Genomic DNA, 18,695 nt, shown 5'->3' with positions numbered 1-18,695 from the left:
AGGACGGCGCAAGCCGTCCTTTTTCATTGGCGCGCTACTATCCAATGTTGACTGAAACGCGACCTATCCTGAGCCTGATTGAGAGCATGAATTACGCAACCGTCTTGACGCTGATCGCCGCCTTGCTGGCGGGCAATGCCTGGGGCCAGGTCTACCGCTGCGGCAACGAATACACCAACAACATCCGCGATGCGCGGGACGCCCAATCGCGTGGCTGCAAGCTGGTGGAGGGCGGCAACGTGACGGTGATCGAGGGGCCGCCGCCGGCCAAGGCCGCCGCACCCGTGCGCGCGCCCAGCTCCGCGCCGCGTTTTGACGAGTCGCTGCAGCGCACGCGCGACGCGGAGGCGCGCATGATCCTGGAGTCCGAGCTCAAGAAGGCAGAGACCCGGCAGGCCGAGCTGCTGAAGGAGTACAACAATGGCGAGCCTGAAAAGATCGGCATCGAGTCACGCAACTACCAGCGCTATCTGGACCGTGTGGCCGAGATGAAGGCCGCCATCGCCCGCGTCGACAGCGACATCGCCGGCATCAAGCGCGAGATCGCGCGTCTGCCGGCGCCGCGCTGACCGTGGGCCCCTCAAAGCCTCCTTTGCCCGATTCGTTCGCCACCCGCTTCCGCGCGTTCGACCTGCTGGCCACGCTGGTGGCCGTGGTGCGCGGCAACGGCTCGGTGCTGTTCGCCAACGCGGCGCTCGAAGACGCGCTGGGATTTTCCCGCCGCACCATCGAGGGGTCGCACTTCCCCGACTTCTTCACCGAGCCGCACCTGCTGCAAAGCGCACTGGAAGGCGCGGGCAGCAACGAGTTCGCCGCGCTGCGCTACGAGGCCTGGCTCAAGCGCGCCAGCCACGACCCGATCCCGGTGCATGTGGTGGTCGCCCAGACCGAGCGGCCCGATGAGATCGTCATCGAGCTGCTGCCGCTGGAGCAGCAGGCCAAGCAAGACCGTGAAGAGCGCCTGATCGACCAGGCCCAGGCCAACAAGGAGCTCATCCGCAACCTGGCCCACGAGATCAAGAACCCGCTGGGCGGCATCCGCGGCGCAGCGCAGTTGCTGGAGATGGAGATCGACTCGCGCGAGCTGATCGAATACACCCAGGTCATCATCCATGAGGCCGACCGGCTGCAGAGCTTGGTCGACCGCCTGCTGGCGCCACACCGCCGCCCGCATGTGGTGGGCGACGTCAACATCCACGAGGTCTGCGAACGCGTGCGCTCGCTGATCATGGCCGAGTTTCCGCGCGGGCTGCGCGTGGTGCGCGATTACGACACCTCGATCCCCGAGTTCCGCGGCGACCGCGAACAGCTGATCCAGGCCGTGCTGAACATCGTGCACAACGCATCGCAGGCGCTGGGTGATCGCATCGCCGCGGGCGAGGGTGAGATCGTGCTGCGCACCCGCATCGCGCGGCAGACCACATTCGGCAAGCAGCGCTACCGATTGGCACTGGAATTGCATGTCATCGACAACGGACCGGGAGTCCCGGAGTCGATCAAAGGGCGCATCTTCTATCCGCTGGTGTCGGGCAGGGAAGGCGGATCGGGTTTGGGGCTCACGCTGGCGCAGACCTTCGTGCAGCAGCACCACGGGTTGATCGAGTGCGACAGCGTACCGGGCCGCACAGATTTCAAACTACTGATCCCGCTGCCCTAGCCGGTGGCCCGACCCGAGGAACGACAACACATGAAGCCGATCTGGATAGTAGATGACGACCAATCCATACGCTTCGTGCTGGAGAAGGCGCTGCTGCGCGAAGACCTGCCCACGCGCAGCTTCACGAACCCGCGCGAAGTGCTGGCCGCGCTGGAAGTGGCCACCGACGAGGATGGCCCGCAGATCCTGGTGAGCGACATCCGCATGCCCGGTGGCTCCGGCCTCGACCTGCTCGGCAAGGTCAAGGAAAAGCACCCGGGCCTGCCGGTCATCATCATGACGGCGTTCTCCGATCTGGACAGCGCCGTCTCCGCCTTCCAGGGCGGCGCTTTCGAGTACCTGCCCAAGCCCTTCGACCTGCCCAAGGCCGTCGAACTGATCCGCCGCGCCGTCGAGGAAAGCCAGCGCGAAGAGGTGGCTGAAGAGCGCATGGCTGCCACGCCCGAGATGCTGGGCCAGGCCCCCGCCATGCAGGACGTGTTCCGCGCCATCGGCCGGCTGAGCCAGAGCAACGTCACCGTCATGATCACGGGCGAATCGGGCTCGGGCAAAGAGCTCGTGGCCCGTGCGCTGCACAAGCACTCGCCGCGCGCCGCCGGCCCGTTCGTCGCGATCAACACCGCCGCCATCCCCAAGGACTTGCTGGAATCCGAACTGTTCGGCCATGAGCGCGGCGCCTTCACCGGCGCGCAGACGATGCGCCGTGGCCGCTTCGAGCAGGCCGAGGGCGGCACGCTGTTCCTGGACGAGATCGGCGACATGCCGTTCGACCTGCAGACCCGCCTGCTGCGCGTGCTGTCCGACGGGCACTTCTACCGCGTCGGCGGCCACAGCGCCGTGAAGGCCCACGTGCGCGTCATCGCCGCCACGCACCAGGACCTGGAGCAGCGCGTGCGCGAAGGCGTGTTCCGTGAGGACTTGTTCCACCGCCTGAACGTCATCCGCCTGCGACTGCCGGCCCTGCGCGAACGTAAGGAAGACGTGCCCATGCTCACGCGCCACTTCCTGCAGCAAAGCGCAGCGCAACTGGGCGTGGAGCCCAAGCGCATTTCAGACGCAGCGCTGGCGCAGATCGGCCTGTTCGCCTTTCCGGGCAACGTGCGCCAACTGGAGAACGTCTGCCACTGGCTGACCGTGATGGCGCCGGCCCAGGTGATCGAGCCCAAGGACTTGCCGCCCGAGGTGCTGCAGGCTGCGGCCGCAGGCGCTGCGGCTTCTGCTGCTCCACCAGCGCGACCGGCCAGCCCCATGGCGCCCGTGGGCGATGCGGAGGGCCCGGTCGGCGTGGCGAGTCTGGCGGACGGCGGGCGCTTCGACCCCGCGCCCCTGTCCGACGCCGTGCCGGTCGCTGCAACCTCGGCAAGTGCCGGTGGTTGGGAGCGCGGCCTGGAGGCCGAGGCGCTGGAGTTGCTCGCCAGCGACCGCCACGATGTCTGGGACGTGCTGACACGCCGCTTCGAATCCAAGCTGATCCTGACGGCGCTGGGCAACACCCGGGGCCGTCGCATCGAGGCCGCGCAGAAGCTCGGCATCGGCCGCAACACCATCACCCGCAAGATCCAGGAACTCGGCCTGGAGTGAGCTTTGCCCGGCACGCCAGCGCGCTGCGCACAGAGGTGGCGGGCGCGTGCTGGTGGCCGTGTGGCGATCAGGCTTTCAGATCTCCAGCACCACCGGCGCGTGGTCGCTGGGCTTTTCCCATTTGCGCGGCACGCGGTCGATCACGCAGCCTTGAACCATAGGCTTTAACGCCTCGCTGACCAGGATGTGGTCGATCCGCAGGCCGCGGTTCTTCTGGTAGCCCAGCATGCGGTAGTCCCACCAGCTGTAGCTCTTGGCCGGCTGCTCGAACATGCGAAAACTGTCGGTCAGCCCCAGCGCCAGCAGCGCACGGAAATGCGCGCGTTCCTGCTCGGAGTGGTGGATGGTGCCGGCCAGGCCAACCGGGTCGTAGGAGTCCTGGTCCTCGGGCGTGATGTTGAAGTCGCCCAGCAACACCAGTTGCGGGTGCTGCGCCAGCTCCTGGCGCAGGTAGGCCTGCAGGCCATCGAGCCATTTCATCTTGTAGACGAACTTGTCCGAGTCCAGCGCCTGGCCGTTGACGAAGTAGCCGTTGACCACGCGGATCGGCCCGGCTGGCCCGTCCACCGTCGCCGCGATCACGCGCGCGTGCTCGTCGTCGAAGCCGACGATGTTCTTCACCACGTCGCGCACGGGTGTGCGGCTGAGGATGGCCACGCCGTTGTAGGTCTTCTGCCCGAACGCCGCCGCCTCATAGCCGGCCTCACGCAGCGCCTGGAGCGGGAACTTGTCGTCGGTCATCTTCAGTTCCTGCAGGCACAGCACGTCGACCGGGTTGGCGGCCAGCCAGGTCAGCACGTGGGCCAGGCGGGCGGTGAGGGAATTGACATTCCAGGTGGCGAGTTTCATGGGGTGTTCAGCTGGTGATCTGTGAAGGACGCAGGCTCGGTCGCGTGGGCAGGCGGTCAGCCCGTCACGCGCAGTGCGATTCCCTGCGCCGGCAGCACACGGCCCACGACAGCCCCATCGTCGAAGCCATGCTGGACGAACGTGGCCAGCACGGCATCGACAGCGCCGGGCTCGCACGAGACCAGCAACCCGCCGCTGGTCTGCGGGTCGGTGAGCAGTGCGCGGTCGACGTCGGCAAAGTCCGCGGGCAGGGCGATGTCATGCCCGTAGCCGGCCCAGTTGCGGCCCGACGCGCCGGTGATGAAGCCACGCGCCGCCAGTTCGCGCACGCCCGGCAGCAGGGGCGTGGCGCGCCAGTCCAGCTCCACCGTGCAGCGTGCGCCGCGCGCCAGTTCCAGCGCGTGACCGGCCAGACCGAAGCCGGTCACATCGGTCAGCGCATGCACGCCGGCGAGGGCGGCCAGGTCGGGGCCCGGCGTGTTCAGCTTGGTGGTGGTGGCGATCATCTGCGCGTAACCTGCGGCGCCGAGCTGCTCCTTTTTCAGCGCCGCGCTCATCACACCCACGCCCAGCGGCTTGCCCAGCACCAGCACGTCGCCGGGCCGCGCGTCCGCATTGCGCTTGACCCGCTTCGGGTGCACCAGGCCCAGCGCTACCAGGCCGTAAATGGCTTCCACCGAATCGATGGTGTGCCCACCGGCGATCGGAATGCCCGCCGCGCGGCAGACCGAGGCACCGCCCTCCAGCACGCGGCCGATGGTCTGTGTGGACAGCACGTTGATCGGCATGCCCACCAGCGCCAGCGCGAGGATCGGCCGGCCGCCCATGGCGTAGACGTCGCTGATGGCGTTGGTGGCGGCGATGCGGCCGAAGTCGAACGGGTCGTCGACGATGGGCATGAAGAAGTCGGTGGTGGCGATCAGCGCCTGCTCGTCGTTGAGCTGGTAGACGGCAGCGTCGTCGGCGGTCTCGATGCCCACCAGCAGCTCCTTGGGGATGGGCATCGCCGCCGTGCCCTTGAGGATTTCCGACAGCACGCCCGGGGCGATCTTGCAGCCGCAGCCACCACCGTGCGAGAGCGAGGTCAGGCGCGGCTCGGCGGCGGCGGCGGGGTGGGCGGGTGCGTTCATATCGTGGGTCCGGTGGAGCGGCGCGCCATCAGCGTGCCGATGAGGTGGAGCAGGGCGGCCCGCTCCGCTTCGGGTGCGAACAGAGCCGAGCGCGAGGCCAGGCGGGCGGCCAGGTGGGCGAGCATATCGGCATCCTCGCGCGCACGCACCAGCAGGGCCGCCAGCGCCGCGTCGTCGCCAGGCGCGAACGTGCCGGGGTAGTCTTCGCCCAGCAGGCCCAGGTTGCCGTCGATGCGTGACGCCAGCACCGGCGTGCCGCTGCGGATGGCCTCGATCACCACGTGCGCGCCGCCTTCCATCCGGCTTGCGTGCACCAGCACGTGCGCGGCCTGGATGCGCCGGCGCACCGTGGCATGCGGCAGCCCGCCGAGCCAGCGGAAATGCGGCTGGCAGGCCGCCAGCGCCTGCGCCTCACCACCCAACACCGGGTCCAGCGCGGCGCCGATGTGGTCCAGCCGGATGTCGCTGCGGGTCGCCAGCCGCTGCGCGGCGCGCCAGTAGGTGCGCGGGTCTTTCTCGTCGCGCAGGTGGCCCACCATCAGCGCGCGCAGGTGCTGCGCCGTGTGCGCCTGCGGTGCACGCGCCGTGCACGACTGCAGCACGACGTGGGCCTTGCCGCGAAAGGCTGGCGGCAACTGCTGCACGCCCAGCGCGTTCAGCACCACCAGCGCATCGGCCCATGCCAGCGAGCGCTGGGCCGCAGCATCGACCGCGATGTCGCGGTACAGGTCGGTGCCGGTCAGCACCAGGGCCAGGGGCCGGTGGGGATGCGCGGCGTGCCAGGCCGCGATCGACACGGCCGAGCGCCGCGCGTGCAGCGCGATCATCAGGGCCTCGTTCCCCCCATCCCATCGGTCCGCAATGCTGACGCGGTAAGCTGGTTGCAATAGCCGCGCCCACCGCTGGGCGGTCTGCCAATTGCCGTTGTTGGCTGCGGCCAGCGCGGGCGTCACGATGACCAGAGGTTCTCGATGCACCTTGCAAGCCTAACGCCGGCGGCGCTCGACGCCCGCCATGGCCCTCCTGCGGCCCTGGCCCAGGCCCTGACGGCCAGCCGCGCCGACACGCTGGCCACCTTCGCCGCTGTTGAACGCGCCCTGCCGGATCTGGCCGTGCCTCTGCGCGCCGAGATCAACCCGCCGCTGTGGGAGCTGGGCCACATCGGCTGGTTCCAGGAATACTGGATCGCGCGCAACCCCGAGCGTGCGCGGGGCGAGCAGGCCGACCCCGATGCCCCCCGGCGCGCCGCGCTGCGCACGGATGCCGATGCCTTGTACGACTCGGCCTGCGTGCCGCACGACAGCCGCTGGCAGCTGCCCCTGCCGGGCGCGGCCACCACGCGCGACGACCTGGCCCGCCAGCTCGACGGCACGCTGGCGCTGTTGGCCCAGGCCGAAGCCACGGACGCCGCGCTGTACTTCTTCCGATTGGCGCTGCTGCACGAGGACATGCACCACGAAGCCGCGCTGTACACGGCGCGCGGTCTGGGCGTGCCGATCGAGGATGCGCGCTGGCGGGCCCAGCCTTTGCCCGAGCCCGGCGCACCACTGGCCTTCGATGCACGCGCCTGGCGGCTTGGCAGCGAGGCCGGCGCGGGCTTTGCCTTCGACAACGAACTGCCCGGCTGCGCGGTGGCGTTGCCGGCTTTCGCCATCGACCGGCAGGCCGTGCGCTGGGCCGAGTTCCTGCCGTTCGTGGAGGCCGGTGGCTACGACCAGCCGCGCTGGTGGACCGAGGCCGGCGACCGCTGGCGCACCACGCAGCCCAACGCGCAGACCACTCAGCAGACTACCTCGCAGTCCATCCCGCAGCCCACCCTGCGGCCCACTCTGCAGCCCACCCCGCGGGCCACGCAGCCAGCGCAGCCCAACGCGCAGCCGCGCTACCTGCAGCGCACGGCCGCCGGGTGGCAGCAGTGGCAGGGCGGCGCCTGGCGCGCGCTGGACCTGCGTGAGGCCGCCAGCCACCTGACGTTGCACGAGGCTGAGGCCTGGTGCCGCTGGGCCGGGCGCCGTCTGCCGACCGAGGCCGAGTGGGAATGCGCCGCCTGCAGTGCACCCGATGGCTTTCGCTGGGGCGATGTGTGGGAGTGGACCGCCTCCGTGTTCACGCCCTTCGCCGGCTTCGTGCCACATCCCTACCGCGCGTATTCGGCGCCCTGGTTCGACGGGCGGCCGGTGCTGCGCGGCGCTTCGCACTGCACGCAGCCGCGCATTCGCCACCCGCGCTACCGCAACTTCTTCCCGGCGACGCGCCACGACGTACCGGCGGGCTTTCGCAGCTGCGCGCTGTAACGTCGGCGCGCGCCGGCCAGCGGTGACCGGCGACGGCCTGCGGCAACCGGCGGCAACCGCCGGCGACCAGAGACGGTTTGCAGCAACCGGCGGCGACCTATGGCGGCCAGCCGCGGCCAGTGACGGCCTGAGGCAACCGCCGGCAAGCGCCGTAGAGCGCCCGACATCAGCCCTGCCGCTGCCACGCGGCCGCAAGCAGATAGAGTGGGCGGCTTTCAACTACCCTCCGGCCGGAAACCCACCCCATGTTGCAACTCTTGCCCGCGCGCACCCTGCGCTCCCTGTTGTGCTGTGCCCTGCTGGCCGTCGGCGGCTTCGCCCAGGCGCAGCAGGTGTTCCGCGTCACCGCGATCCCTGACGAATCGCCCACCGAACTGGCGCGCAAGGCCGTGCCGCTGATGAAGTACCTGGAGGCCAAGCTGGGCATGAAGGTGGACTACACGCCCGTGACCGACTACGCGGCCGCCGTCGAGACACTGGTCAACCGCAAGGTCGACCTGGCCTGGTTCGGCGGCTTCACCTTCGTGCAGGCGCATGTGCGCTCGGGCGGCAAAGTGGTGCCACTGGTGCAGCGCGAGGAGGACACGCGCTTTCGCTCGGTGTTCATCACCACCGACCCGGCGATCAAGAGCCTGGCCGACCTGAAGGGCAAGGACGTGAGCTTCGGCTCGGCCAGCAGCACCTCGGGCCATCTGATGCCGCGCAGCTTCCTCCTGCAGGCCGGGCTCAACCCCGAGAAGGACTTCAAGCGCGTGGCCTTCAGCGGCGCGCACGACGCCACCATCGCCGCCGTGGCGGCAGGCAAGGTGCAGGCCGGGGCGCTGAACATCTCGGTGTGGGAGAAGTTCGTCGCCGACGGCAAGGTCGACCCGGCCAAGGTGCGCGTCTTCTTCACCACGCCCACCTACTACGACTACAACTGGACGGTGCACGCCGACATGCCCGCCGACCTGCGCGAGAAGCTCACGCAGGCGCTGCTGGCGCTGTCGCGCGACACGGCCGAGGGCCGCGAGATTCTGGATCTGCAGCGCGCCACCCGCTTCGTGCCGGCGCAGGCCGACCACTACAAGGGCATCGAAGCGGCAGCACGCAGCGCCGGGCTGCTGTGACCGTGCGGCGGTGAAGCTCGACCTGCAGAGCCTGGCGGCGCGCCACGCCACCGCGCGACGCGACGCCGCCGGCGCGCTCGCGGGCCTGAGCCTGCACGTCGACGCTGGCGAGGCGGTGGCCGTCATCGGCCCCTCAGGCGCCGGCAAGACGACGTTGCTGGAAGTGCTGGCCTGCGCGCGCCGGCCGTCGCAGGGGGCGCTGCAGATCGAGGGCACAGACCCCTGGGGCCTGCCACGGCGCGCCCTGCAGCAGCTGCGCGGCCGGCTCATCCTCGTGCCCCAGGTGCCGCCGCTGCCGCCGCGCCAGCGTGTGGTGACGGCCGTGCTGGCCGGGCGCCTGCCGGCCTGGAGCCTGTGGACGGCCCTGCGCTCGCTGTTCTACCCGGTCGACATCCCGGCCGCCGACCACGCGCTGGGAGTGTTCGATCTGGGCGACAAGCTGTTCGAGCGGGTGGACCGCCTGTCCGGCGGCGAGCGCCAGCGCGTGGGCCTGGCACGTGCACTGGTCGCCCCGGCGCGGCTGTGGCTGGTGGACGAGCCGCTCTCTGCGCTCGACCCGGCACGCGCGCAGCGCGCGGTGGCAGCGCTGGTGCGCGAAGCCCGCGCGCGCGGCGCCACGCTGGTCGCCACGCTGCACCAGGTGGACACTGCCCTGGCGCATTTCCCGCGCATCCTCGGCCTGCGCGAGGGCCGGCTGCTGTTCGACCTGCCGGCTGCCCAGGTCACCCCTGAACTGCTGGCCCGTTTGTACGCGCAGCACGAGAGCGAGCTGCGAGGTGCATCGCCCGCCGCCGACGAACCGGCCGTGCCGGCGCCGCCGGTGGTGATGCAATGCAGATGAGCCTCGCCCGGCCGCCCGAAGAGGCTCGCACCGCAGGCCGCCAGGCCGCAGGTTCCGAATGAGCCTCGCCCGGCCGCCCGAAGAGGCTCGCACCGCAGGCCGCCAGGCCGCAGGTTCCACATGAGCCTCGCCCGGCCGCCCGAAGACGCGGGCACCGGCGGCCGCCCCACGCCCCCCGCACAGCGCGACCCGGCCTGGCGCGCACGCGTGGGCCTGCTGCTGGCCGCTGCCGTGCTTGTATGGCCGCTGCTGGTGGCCACCGAGTTCAAGCCCTGGCTGCTGCTGGACCCGGACGCCGCGCGCGTCACCGGCCGCTTCCTCGCCAGCTTCCTTCCACCCGCGCACTCCGCCGAATTCCTGGCGCTGGTGGCCCGCGAGACCTGGCGCACCGTGGCCATCGCCACCGCCGGCATCACGCTGGGCCTGCTGCTGGCCGTGCCGTTTGCGCTCATCGCCACGCGCGCGCTGTCGATCTCGGCGCTCGAAGGGCGCATGGCGCCGCTGCCGGCGGTCGTGCGGCAGGCAGCCCGCGCCGCGCTGATCGTGCTGCGCAGCGTGCCCGAGCTGGTGTGGGCGCTGGTCTTCGTGCGCGTCGTCGGTCTGGGCCCGGCGGCCGGCGTGCTGGCCATTGGCCTCACCTACGGCGGCATGCTGGGCAAGGTGTACGCCGAGATCCTGGAAAGCGGCGAGGCGCAGGTCACCCAACTGCTGCTGCGCAACGGCGGCTCGCGCTTGCAAGCCTTTGCCTACGGGCTGCTGCCGCAGAACGCTGCCGAGCTCACCAGCTACACCGTCTACCGCTGGGAATGCGCGATCCGCAGCTCGGTGGTGCTGGGCTTCGTCGGCGCCGGTGGCCTGGGCCAGCTGATGGACAGTTCACTCAAGATGTTCGCCGGTGGCGAAGTCTTGACCATGCTGGCCGTGTTCGTCGCGCTGGTGGCGCTGGCCGACCGCGTGAGCGCGGCGCTGCGGCGTGCGCTGGGATGAGAGAGGCCATCGCTTGAACCCGCTCAAGCCCCCGGCAAGCGCACGCTCCGAGCCGACGAGCGAGCCCACCCGCCATCGCCCTGACCGGCTGCCGCCGCCGCTGTTCGCCGCGCGCAGCCGTGCCTGCTGGCTGGTGCTCGGCGTGCTGGCGCTGGTGGTGGCCAGCTTCGCCACGCTGGATCTGCACCTGGCCGAGCTGTTCTCCACAGCAGCGCTGGCCAGCATGGGGCGCTTCCTGGCCGAGTTCGCGCCGCCGGACTTCAGTGCGCCCTTCCTGCGCGCCGTGGCCGTCGCGGCCTGGGAGACGCTGGCCATGTCGGCGCTGGGCACCTTGCTGGCGGCGGTGACCGGCGTGCTGCTGGCCATGCCGGCCAGCCGGCTGCCGGGCGATGGCGCCTGGCAGTCGCAGGGCGTGCGGGCCTGGCGCGGGCGCAGTGTGCGGGCGGCCACGCGGCTGCTGCTGAATGCGCTGCGCGCGGTGCCCGAGCTGGTCTGGGCCGCGCTCTTGCTCATCGCCGCCGGCCTCGGGCCGTTCGCCGGAACGCTGGCGCTGGCGGTGCACACCTCGGGCGTGCTGGGGCGCCTGTTTGCCGAGGCGATCGAGAACGCCGCGCCCGGCCCGGCGCTGGCGCTGCGTGCGCAGGGCGCCGGCACCGTGCGCGTGTTCCTCTACGCCACGTTGCCCCAGGTGCTGCCGCAGCTCATGAGCTACTCGCTCTACCGCTGGGAGAACAACATCCGCGCGGCCACCGTGCTCGGCGTGGTGGGCGCCGGTGGCCTGGGCCAGATGCTGTCCTTCCACATGAGCCTGTTCCAGATGCCCAAGACCGCCACCGTGCTGCTGGCCATGGTGCTGCTGGTCGCGCTGGTGGACATCGCCAGCTTCGCCTGGCGGCGCTGGTTGACGCGCTAAGCGGCCAGCCTGTGCGGCGGCTGGCGCCTGGGGCGCAACCCCTTGAGACCCCACGCGGGCACGCGTTTCTGCCGCCCACGCGTCTACTCCCCGGTGCCGAAGCGCCGCATGAACTGCCGGTCGATGCGGTCCTTCCAGCGCCAGACCCAATGCCCGCTCCACGACCAGCGGCCCCAGGTCGCCAGGGCATGCCGGTCGCCGGTGCTGATGAGGTACAGCGCGCGGGCCTGCGGCGTCCAGCTCTGCAGCGCCCGGCCCTCGCTGAACGCGCGCAGGTTGTGCGCCAGCACCGGCCCCGCGCGCACCGCGAACACGCCGGACTTGGGGCGCGGGTCGGCATAGGCAGCCACATCACCGGCGGCGAAGACGTGGGGGTGCGATGCGCTCTGCAGCGTGCGGCCGACGCGGATGAACCCGTCCGCATCGGTGGCCAGGCCACAGGCGGCAGGCCAGGCCGGCGCTGCCGCGCCGGTGGAGGCGATGCACGCGTCGAACTGCAGCGGCGCGCCGCCCTCCAGATGCAGCTGGCCTGCCTCCAGCCGCGTCGCGCGGTAGCCGCCCCGCCAGGCGATGCTGCGCCGGGCCAGCAGCTCGGCGGCGTGCTGGCGCGTGGCAGGCGGCGCGCCGGCCAGCGGCAGGTCTTCGCTGCCCACCACGGTCAGGGCCAGGTGCGACCAGCCCTCGGTGGCGGCCCGCCGCGCGATGGCGAAGGCCAGTTCGACCCCCGCCGCGCCGGCGCCCAGCACCACGAGTTCGAAGCGATGGCTCTGGGCCCGCACGCGCGCCATCACGGCCGGCCAGGCGGCGATGAACTGCTCGATCGGCCGCACCGGCAGCGCGTGCGCCGCAGCGCCAGGCAGCCCGTGCAACGCGGGCATGGGGCCTGTGTCGATGGACAGGGCGTCCCACAGCAACGTCAGGCCGCTCGCGCAGGGCACGGTGCCGGCTGCGAGGTCCAGCCCCGAAGCTGCCGTCTCGTGCAGGGTGATGCCGGCGCGGTGGGCCAGCGCATCCAGGCGGATCGCGCAGGCCTCGATCGCGTAGTGGCCCGCCACCCAGCCCGGCAGCATGCCGGAGTAGATCTGGCGCCGGTAGGGCGAGACCAGGTGCACTTCCCAGCCGGCCAGCGGCTGCGCTGCCAGGTCGGCCAGCACCTGCACATGGGCGTGCCCGCCGCCCAGCAGCACCAGCCGCTTCATCGCGCTGCCGCCCCGGGGTGCGCGGGTGCCAGCGCCGGGCCATCGGTGCCGGTCAGCGGCAGCCAGGACGCGGGCCCGGGGATCACGATGGCCCGCGGCGGTGTCATCGTCGCAACGCCCGGAGGCGGGCAGCGCGTGGCAGCGGCCATCACCCGCGCCGCCAGGTGTGGAAGCGCTCGACCCAGGCCAGCAGGCGCTGCGGTGCGTGCGCGCGCTTCCAGTTGCCGGCCGCGTACTTGTTGGCCTCGGCCAGTGTCGGGTAGGTGTGGATGGTGCCCAGGATCTTGTTCAGCCCGATGCCGTGCTTCATCGCCAGCACGTATTCGGCCAGCAGGTCGCCGGCGTGCTCGCCGACGATGGTCACGCCCAGGATGCGGTCCTTGCCCGGCACCGTCAGCACCTTCACGAAGCCATGGGCCTCGCTGTCGGCAATCGCGCGGTCCAGTTCGTCCAGGCCATAGGTCGTCACTTCGCAGGCGATGTGTTTCTCCCGGGCCTCCAGCTCGTTCAGGCCGACGCGCGCCACCTCAGGTTCGACGAAGGTGGCCGAGGGGATCACGCGGTAGTCGGCGTTGAACTTCTTGAACGGGTCGAACAGCGCGTTGACGGCCGCATACCAGGCCTGGTGCGCGGCGGTGTGCGTGAACTGGTAGGGGCCGGCCACGTCGCCAGCGGCGTAGATGTTCGGAAAGTTCGTCTGCAAATAGCCGTTGACCTGCACCGTGCGGCCGGTGGTCACGCCCAGCTCCTGCAGGCCATAACCCTGCAGGTTGGCCGCGCGGCCCACGGCGACGAGGAGGGCGTCGAAGGCGATGCGCACCTCGCGGCCCTGGTGTGTGGCGACGAGCTGCTTCTCGCCTTCCACCACCTCCACACGCTCGGCCTTGTGGTCCACGCACACGGCCACGCCCTCGGCGCGAAAGCGCGCGGTGACCAGCGCGGAGACATCCGGGTCTTCGCGGCCCAGGATGCGCGGCGCCATCTCCACCTGCGTCACCTGCGAGCCGAGGCGCGCGAAGGCCTGCGCCAGCTCGCAGCCGATGGGGCCGCCGCCCAGCACCAGCAGGCGCTGTGGCCTGCGGCGCAGCTGCCAGATGGTGTCGGAGGTCAGCACATCGGCCGGGTCGAGCGCGGCCAGGCCGGGCAGGGGCGGCACGAACGGCCGGGCGCCGGCCGCAATGACGATGGCGCGCGTGCTGAGCGTCTGCACGCGCCCGTCGTGGTGCGTGATCTCCACCTGCCAGGGCGAGACGATGCGCGCCGTGCCCTGCGCCACGTCCACGCCCAGGCCGGTGTAGCGCGCCACCGAATCGTGCGGCGCGATCTGCGCGATGACGCGCTGCACCCGCTCCATCACCTCACCGAAGTCGTAGTCGGCCTGTGCCGAGCGCATGCCGAACTCCTGCGCGCGCTGCACGTGCGAGAGGAACTTGGCCGAGCGGATCAGCGCCTTGGAGGGCACGCAGCCGGTGTTCAGGCAGTCGCCGCCCATGGCGTGCTGCTCCACCAGCGTCACTTTGGCCTTGATGGCCGCGGCGATGTAGGCCGTGACCAGACCGGCTGAGCCGCCGCCGATGACGACCAGATTGCGGTCGAAGCGGCGCGGCTTCGTGAACCCCGCATAGACCTTGCGCGCGCTGAACAGGTCGATGAGCTTCCTCGCGATGAGCGGAAAAATTCCCAGCAGCACCAGCGAGCCCAGCACACCGGGCGAGACGACGCCGGCCAGGGAATCGATGCGTGCCAGCTGCGTGCCGGCGTTCACATAGACCAGCGTGCCGGCCAGCATGCCGAGCTGGCTGACCCAGTAGAACGTCCAGGTGCGCAGCGTCGTCACGCCCATGGCCAGGTTGATGACGAAGAACGGCAGCACCGGCACCAGGCGCAGCGTGAACAGGTAGAAGCCGCCGTCCTTGGCGATGCCGGCGTTCAGCGTGGCGAGCCGCTCGCCGAAGCGCGCCTGCACCCAGCCGCCCAGCAGCCAGCGCGCCACCAGGAAGGCGAGCGTGGCGCCGATCGACGAGGCGAACGACACGATGAGCGTGCCCCAGCCCAGGCCGAACAGCGCACCGGCCGCCAGCGTCATCACCGCCGCACCGGGCAGCGACAGCGCCGTCACGGTCACATAGCCGGCAAAGAACAGCAACGCGGCCAGCAGTGGCTGCCCCGCGCGCCAGGCCTGCAGGTCTGCCTGGCGGCTCTGGATGGCGCCCAGGCTGAGGAAGCGGCCGAGGTCGAAGCCGACGTACACCGCCAGCAGGGCGACCAGCACCACCAGCAACCACCAGCGTTTGTCGATGCGCATCCGTGAAATGTCCTTACGGCACCGTGCGCACGGGCCTGCCTGCGCTGCGGGCATGTGGGGGGCGACCGGGCATCGCGCTCATGCTGTCGTGCGGCGCGTGCCGAGATGGACCACCGCACCCCCTGCGGCAGCGGCATCCGCCGCGTCGTGGGTCACCAGCACCGTCGGCAACCCGCGCTCCCGCGCGTGGTCGAAGACGAAGCGCCGGAAGTCGTCGCGCAGTTGCGCATCGAGCTTGCTGAAGGGCTCGTCGAGCAACAGGGCCTGGGGCTCGGCCGCCAATGTGCGCATCACGGCCACGCGCGCCCGCTGGCCACCGGACAGCGTCGCTGGGTCACGGTCGGCGAAGCCGGCCAGCCCCGCGTCCGCCAACGCCTGCGCGATGCGCTCGCGCCGCAGCTTGGCAGGCCGGATGGAGGCCGGCAGCGCGAACGCCAGATTGGCGCCCACCGACAGGTGCGGAAACAGCAGATCGTCCTGGAACAGGATGCCGATGCGGCGCTGCTCGGGGGCCAGCGGCGTGAGGCTCCGGCTGCCGATGCGCACATCGCCGCTGGCCGTGAACACCGGCTCGAGCGTGCCGGCCAGAAACGCCAGCAGCGTGGACTTGCCGCAGCCGCTCGGGCCCATCACGGTCAGGCACTCGCCGGGCGCGACGCTGGTGCTGAGCGTGTCCACGAGCACACGGTCGCCCAGGGTGATGCGCACCCCGTCCAGCTGCAGCGGCGCCCGCCCGCCGGACGCTGCGCGCCAAGCTGCCGGCATGGGCAGCGGGGGGCGTGGACCGGTGCTGCGCGCAGCGCTCGCAGCGGCGTCGCCTGCGGTGCGGGCCTCTTCGCCCGGTGGTTCGAGGCTCATGCCAACCCCTTGCGGTGCCGGTACAGCAGCCGCGGCACACCGGCCGCCGCCAGGAACAACACCAGCGGCAAGGCGGCCTGCAGCACGGCCCAGGTGCCGATCACGCGGCGGTCTGCGCCCGAGGACAGCGTGACGGCCTCGGTCGTCAGCGTGGCGACGCGACCGGCGCCCGCGAACAAGGTGGGCAGGTACTGCCCGACGCTGACCGCAAAGGCCACTGCGCTGGCCATCAGCACCGGCCTCAGCAGGATGGGCAGCTTCACGCGCCAGAACACGCGCCAGCGCGATGCGCCCAGGCTGCGCGCCGCGCGTGCGTAGCGCGCGTCGAATGCGCGCCACGGGTCAGCCAGGGACAGGAACAGATAGGGCAGCACGAACACCAGGTGCGCCGCGACGACGGCGGCCAGCCGGCCATCGGCCCCGATGCGCACCAGCAGCACCTGCAGGCCGAACAGAAACGCCACCTGCGGCACCAGCAGCGGCACATAGAGCAGCCACAGACTTCTGGCGGGCGGGCGGTGCCGGGCGTAGGTCTCGTGCTCCAGGCAGGCCAGCACCAGGGCCAGCGCGATGAGCGTGGACGCGGCGCCCACCACCAGGGTCGTCAGCGCCGGCCCGACCAGGCTGGCCGACTGGCGCTGCCAGTTGGCCCATGTCCACGCGCTCGGCAGCGCGTCCGGGTAGCGCCACTGCGCGGCGAACGACCACAGCGCGATGCCCAGCATCGACAGCAGGGCTGCCGCCAGCAAGACGCCGGCGAGCGAGGTACCGGCGCCGGCCAGGCGGTGACTCGTGGCATTGCGCACGCCCAGCGCGCGGCGCGCGCTCAGCCACTGCCCCAGCACCTGCTCGCCGGCCAGCCACAGGCCGATGCTGGCCGCCACGATGGCCAGCAGCAGCGCCGCCGCCGCCGAGGCCGGAAAGACCCAGCGCGTGTCGGGATCGGAGAACCAGCGCACCGCCAGCACCGCCAGCGTGGGCGGGGTGCCGGGCCCCAGGATCAGCGCCACATCCACCACCGACAGCGAGAACGCCAGCACCGCGAAGACCGGCAGCCGCACCTGCCGGTAGACCTGCGGCAGCACGACGTCGATCCAGGCCTGCACCGGCCCATAGCCCAGCGAGCGCGCCACGGCCACATGCGCGCGTGCCGGCACCTGGTTCAGCGCGGCCAGCAGCATCAGGACCAGGTACGGCACCTCCTTCAGCAACAGGGCAAGCACCACCGGCCAACCCGAGGGGTGGCCCACCGTGCTGACATCGGGCGGCACGTCCCACCCCGTCACGCCTGGCGACACCCAGCGCACCAGCCAGCCCGAAGGCGTGATCAGAAACGCCAGGCCGATGGCCAACGCGGAATGCGGCATGGCCAGCAAGGGTGCCATGGCTTCGCCGAGCCGGGCCGCCCAGCGGCGGTGGTGCACCCAGGCCACGATCGCCACCGCCAGGCCCAGCGATAGCAGTGTGGCCAGCCAACCGGTCAGCAGCGTCAACTGCAGCGCGGACGCAAAGCCCGGCGCATCGACCAGGGCGCGCCAGGGGGCGGCGCTGATGCCGTGGCCGCCGAGCGCCGGCAGGTAGCCCAGCGCGGGCAGCAGCGTGCCCAGCAGTCCGGCCCCGATGGGCAGTCCGAAGGCCAGTACGGTCAGCGGCGGGGCCAGCCCGAGCAGGCCAGTGCGCGGCCGCGGCGTCGTCGCCACCGGCACGCGATCGCCGACCGACGCGAGCGTCATCGCGTGGTGCGCCGTTGCCATTCGGCCGTGATGCGGGTCATCCACGACGCATGGGGTTCGAGCAGCGGCGTGCCCAGGTCGGCCGCTGTCGGCAGCGCCGGGCTGGGCGTCAGCCGGTCGAACAGGGCGGCGTCTGCCGCGCTGAGCTTGCGCGGGTCCAGCACATTCAGGTGGCCGCCGTGCTGGATGTCCTGGGCGCGTGCCTGCGTCGCCGGCTCCAGCAGCAAGTTGGCCACCACGAGCGCACCCTCCTTGTTCTTCGCGTTGTACGGGATCGCCACGAAGCTGGTGTTGCCGATCGTGCCCTTGCTGAACGTGAACGTGCGCACCGTCGCCGGCAACAGGCCGGCGCCAATCGCCATGGCGGCTTCGGCCGGGTCGAACGAGAGCGTGATGTCGATCTCGCCGTCGTTCAGCAGCTGGCGCTGCGCTGGCCCGCTGTCGGGGAACTGCTGGCCCTTGCGCCACAGCGCCGGGCGCAGTTGCTCGTACCAGGCCCACAGCGGTGCCGTGACGCTGGCGAAGCTGGCGTCGGTGGCCGGCTGCTGCAGCACGCCGACATCCGGGACAAGGTCGACCAGCGCCTGCTTGAGGAAGGTCGAACCCATGAAGTTACTCGCGTGGGGGTGCGTCAGGCGGCCCGGGTGGCGCCTGGCCCAGTCGAGCAGCGCGGCGGCCGAACGTGGTACCTCGGCGGCGCTGCGGATGCGGGCCGCGTCGTAGACGAACACGATCTGTGCCATGCGCCAGGGCACGGCCATGCCATCGACCGGCGTGGTGAAGTCGATCGCGTTGGAGCGCTTGTTCACGCGGTCGACCAAGCGGTCGTTGGGCAGCGCCTGCGTCACTGGGCCGTACAGCAGGCCCTGCTGCTTCATGTTGAGGAAGTTGGGGCCGTTGATCCAGATCAGGTCCACGCTGCCGTCGCGGTCGCGCCCGGCGGATTTCTCGGCCACGACCCGTGTCACGGCTTCTGCCGTGTCCTTCAGGCGCACGTGCTGCACGGCCACGCCGTAGCGGGCCCGGGTCTGCTCGCCCACCCAGGCAATGAGGGCATTGGTCTTTTCGTCGCCAGCCCAGGCGTTCCAGAACACGGTCTGGCCCCGCGCCTTGGCGAGCACCTCGTTCCAGGGCGGTACGGCCTGGGCAAAGGCCCAGGCCGGCGTGGTCGCGACAAGCAGGCTGAAGTGTCGGCGCTGGATCATGCAGAAGTCTCGGTGGTGGTGACAGCGGGTGGGC

At 71.1% G+C, this 18,695-nt stretch carries 16 protein-coding genes; 8 read left to right on the top strand and 8 right to left on the bottom strand.

Features of this window, described 5'->3' with window-relative positions:
- Nucleotides 1-86: 86 nt before the first annotated feature.
- From AC099J_RS10875 to ntrC, 3 genes are read left to right on the top strand one after another with little or no spacing between them, the layout of a single operon-like run.
- Nucleotides 87-569: a hypothetical protein gene (locus AC099J_RS10875; RefSeq protein ID WP_479615256.1), complete on the top strand. Its 483-nt coding sequence runs from the start codon at nt 87-89 to the stop codon at nt 567-569.
- The gene (glnL, locus tag AC099J_RS10870) at nt 566-1,657 is read left to right on the top strand and encodes a nitrogen regulation protein NR(II) (protein WP_479615467.1); all 1,092 of its coding nucleotides are present in this window, start codon (nt 566-568) and stop codon (nt 1,655-1,657) included. The genes AC099J_RS10875 and glnL overlap by 4 nt, the downstream gene beginning before the upstream one ends.
- 30 nt (nt 1,658-1,687) lie before the next feature.
- Nucleotides 1,688-3,238, top strand: a complete 1,551-nt coding sequence (gene ntrC / locus AC099J_RS10865; RefSeq protein ID WP_479615255.1) for a nitrogen regulation protein NR(I) — start codon at nt 1,688-1,690, stop codon at nt 3,236-3,238.
- Nucleotides 3,239-3,313: 75 nt separating this feature from the next.
- On the opposite strand, the gene xth is transcribed toward ntrC, so the two are convergent.
- Genes xth through senB form a run of 3 tightly spaced genes read right to left on the bottom strand, consistent with a single transcriptional unit; the run spans nt 3,314 to nt 6,170 of the window.
- Nucleotides 3,314-4,087: an exodeoxyribonuclease III gene (gene xth, locus AC099J_RS10860; protein WP_479615254.1), complete on the bottom strand. Its 774-nt coding sequence runs from the start codon at nt 4,085-4,087 to the stop codon at nt 3,314-3,316.
- Nucleotides 4,088-4,143: 56 nt separating this feature from the next.
- Complete coding sequence (gene selD / locus AC099J_RS10855) at nt 4,144-5,217, bottom strand: selenide, water dikinase SelD (RefSeq protein ID WP_479615253.1); 1,074 nt, start codon at nt 5,215-5,217, stop codon at nt 4,144-4,146.
- Complete coding sequence (gene senB / locus AC099J_RS10850; protein ID WP_479615466.1) at nt 5,214-6,170, bottom strand: selenoneine biosynthesis selenosugar synthase SenB; 957 nt, start codon at nt 6,168-6,170, stop codon at nt 5,214-5,216. Before senB ends, selD begins: the two co-directional genes overlap by 4 nt.
- An 18-nt stretch (nt 6,171-6,188) precedes the next feature.
- Between senB and senA the strand changes: the two genes are divergently transcribed.
- From senA to phnE, 5 genes are all read left to right on the top strand, one after another.
- Nucleotides 6,189-7,511, top strand: coding sequence for a selenoneine synthase SenA (gene senA, locus AC099J_RS10845; RefSeq protein WP_479615252.1), 1,323 nt, complete (start codon nt 6,189-6,191; stop codon nt 7,509-7,511).
- Between the two features lie 245 nt (nt 7,512-7,756).
- Nucleotides 7,757-8,620, top strand: coding sequence for a putative selenate ABC transporter substrate-binding protein (locus AC099J_RS10840; protein WP_479615251.1), 864 nt, complete (start codon nt 7,757-7,759; stop codon nt 8,618-8,620).
- 10 nt (nt 8,621-8,630) lie between these two features.
- A complete protein-coding gene (locus AC099J_RS10835; RefSeq protein WP_479615250.1) occupies nt 8,631-9,461 on the top strand; it encodes a phosphonate ABC transporter ATP-binding protein in 831 nt (276 codons plus the stop codon).
- A gap of 120 nt (nt 9,462-9,581) precedes the next feature.
- Nucleotides 9,582-10,448 carry a PhnE/PtxC family ABC transporter permease gene (locus AC099J_RS10830; protein WP_479615249.1) on the top strand — a complete coding sequence of 289 codons (867 nt, stop codon included), beginning with the start codon at nt 9,582-9,584 and terminating at the stop codon, nt 10,446-10,448.
- 88 nt (nt 10,449-10,536) lie between these two features.
- Nucleotides 10,537-11,361, top strand: a complete 825-nt coding sequence (gene phnE / locus AC099J_RS10825; RefSeq protein WP_479615465.1) for a phosphonate ABC transporter, permease protein PhnE — start codon at nt 10,537-10,539, stop codon at nt 11,359-11,361.
- 83 nt (nt 11,362-11,444) lie between these two features.
- Here phnE and AC099J_RS10820 read toward each other — a convergent pair whose 3' ends face one another.
- From AC099J_RS10820 to AC099J_RS10800, 5 genes are all read right to left on the bottom strand, one after another.
- Entirely contained in the window at nt 11,445-12,560 is a 1,116-nt protein-coding gene (locus AC099J_RS10820) for an FAD-dependent oxidoreductase (RefSeq protein WP_479615248.1), read from the bottom strand.
- Between the two features lie 148 nt (nt 12,561-12,708).
- On the bottom strand, nt 12,709-14,865 hold the full coding sequence (locus tag AC099J_RS10815) for an FAD-dependent oxidoreductase (RefSeq protein ID WP_479615247.1): 2,157 nt from the start codon (nt 14,863-14,865) through the stop codon (nt 12,709-12,711).
- A gap of 78 nt (nt 14,866-14,943) precedes the next feature.
- Complete coding sequence (locus AC099J_RS10810) at nt 14,944-15,723, bottom strand: ATP-binding cassette domain-containing protein (protein ID WP_479615246.1); 780 nt, start codon at nt 15,721-15,723, stop codon at nt 14,944-14,946.
- Nucleotides 15,720-17,456, bottom strand: a complete 1,737-nt coding sequence (locus AC099J_RS10805; RefSeq protein ID WP_479615245.1) for an ABC transporter permease — start codon at nt 17,454-17,456, stop codon at nt 15,720-15,722. Before AC099J_RS10805 ends, AC099J_RS10810 begins: the two co-directional genes overlap by 4 nt.
- Nucleotides 17,453-18,661: an ABC transporter substrate-binding protein gene (locus AC099J_RS10800; RefSeq protein ID WP_479615244.1), complete on the bottom strand. Its 1,209-nt coding sequence runs from the start codon at nt 18,659-18,661 to the stop codon at nt 17,453-17,455. The genes AC099J_RS10805 and AC099J_RS10800 overlap by 4 nt, the downstream gene beginning before the upstream one ends.
- Between the last annotated feature and the right edge of the window lie 34 nt (nt 18,662-18,695).

The sequence above is a fragment of the Rhodoferax sp. RT4P68 genome, assembly GCF_056521305.1.
Note: the sequence above shows the minus strand (reverse complement) of the source record. Positions and strands in the feature narration are given on the sequence as shown.

Coding starts and splice junctions, on each gene's coding strand:
- AC099J_RS10815 (WP_479615247.1), bottom strand. CDS start 14,865: ATGCGCATCGACAAACGCTGGTGGTTGCTGGTGGTGCTGGTCGCCCTG.
- AC099J_RS10805 (WP_479615245.1), bottom strand. CDS start 17,456: ATGACGCTCGCGTCGGTCGGCGATCGCGTGCCGGTGGCGACGACGCCG.
- selD (WP_479615253.1), bottom strand. CDS start 5,217: ATGAACGCACCCGCCCACCCCGCCGCCGCCGCCGAGCCGCGCCTGACC.
- ntrC (WP_479615255.1), top strand. CDS start 1,688: ATGAAGCCGATCTGGATAGTAGATGACGACCAATCCATACGCTTCGTG.
- senA (WP_479615252.1), top strand. CDS start 6,189: ATGCACCTTGCAAGCCTAACGCCGGCGGCGCTCGACGCCCGCCATGGC.
- AC099J_RS10820 (WP_479615248.1), bottom strand. CDS start 12,560: ATGAAGCGGCTGGTGCTGCTGGGCGGCGGGCACGCCCATGTGCAGGTG.
- AC099J_RS10830 (WP_479615249.1), top strand. CDS start 9,582: ATGAGCCTCGCCCGGCCGCCCGAAGACGCGGGCACCGGCGGCCGCCCC.
- AC099J_RS10800 (WP_479615244.1), bottom strand. CDS start 18,661: ATGATCCAGCGCCGACACTTCAGCCTGCTTGTCGCGACCACGCCGGCC.
- AC099J_RS10810 (WP_479615246.1), bottom strand. CDS start 15,723: ATGAGCCTCGAACCACCGGGCGAAGAGGCCCGCACCGCAGGCGACGCC.
- AC099J_RS10840 (WP_479615251.1), top strand. CDS start 7,757: ATGTTGCAACTCTTGCCCGCGCGCACCCTGCGCTCCCTGTTGTGCTGT.
- AC099J_RS10875 (WP_479615256.1), top strand. CDS start 87: ATGAATTACGCAACCGTCTTGACGCTGATCGCCGCCTTGCTGGCGGGC.
- xth (WP_479615254.1), bottom strand. CDS start 4,087: ATGAAACTCGCCACCTGGAATGTCAATTCCCTCACCGCCCGCCTGGCC.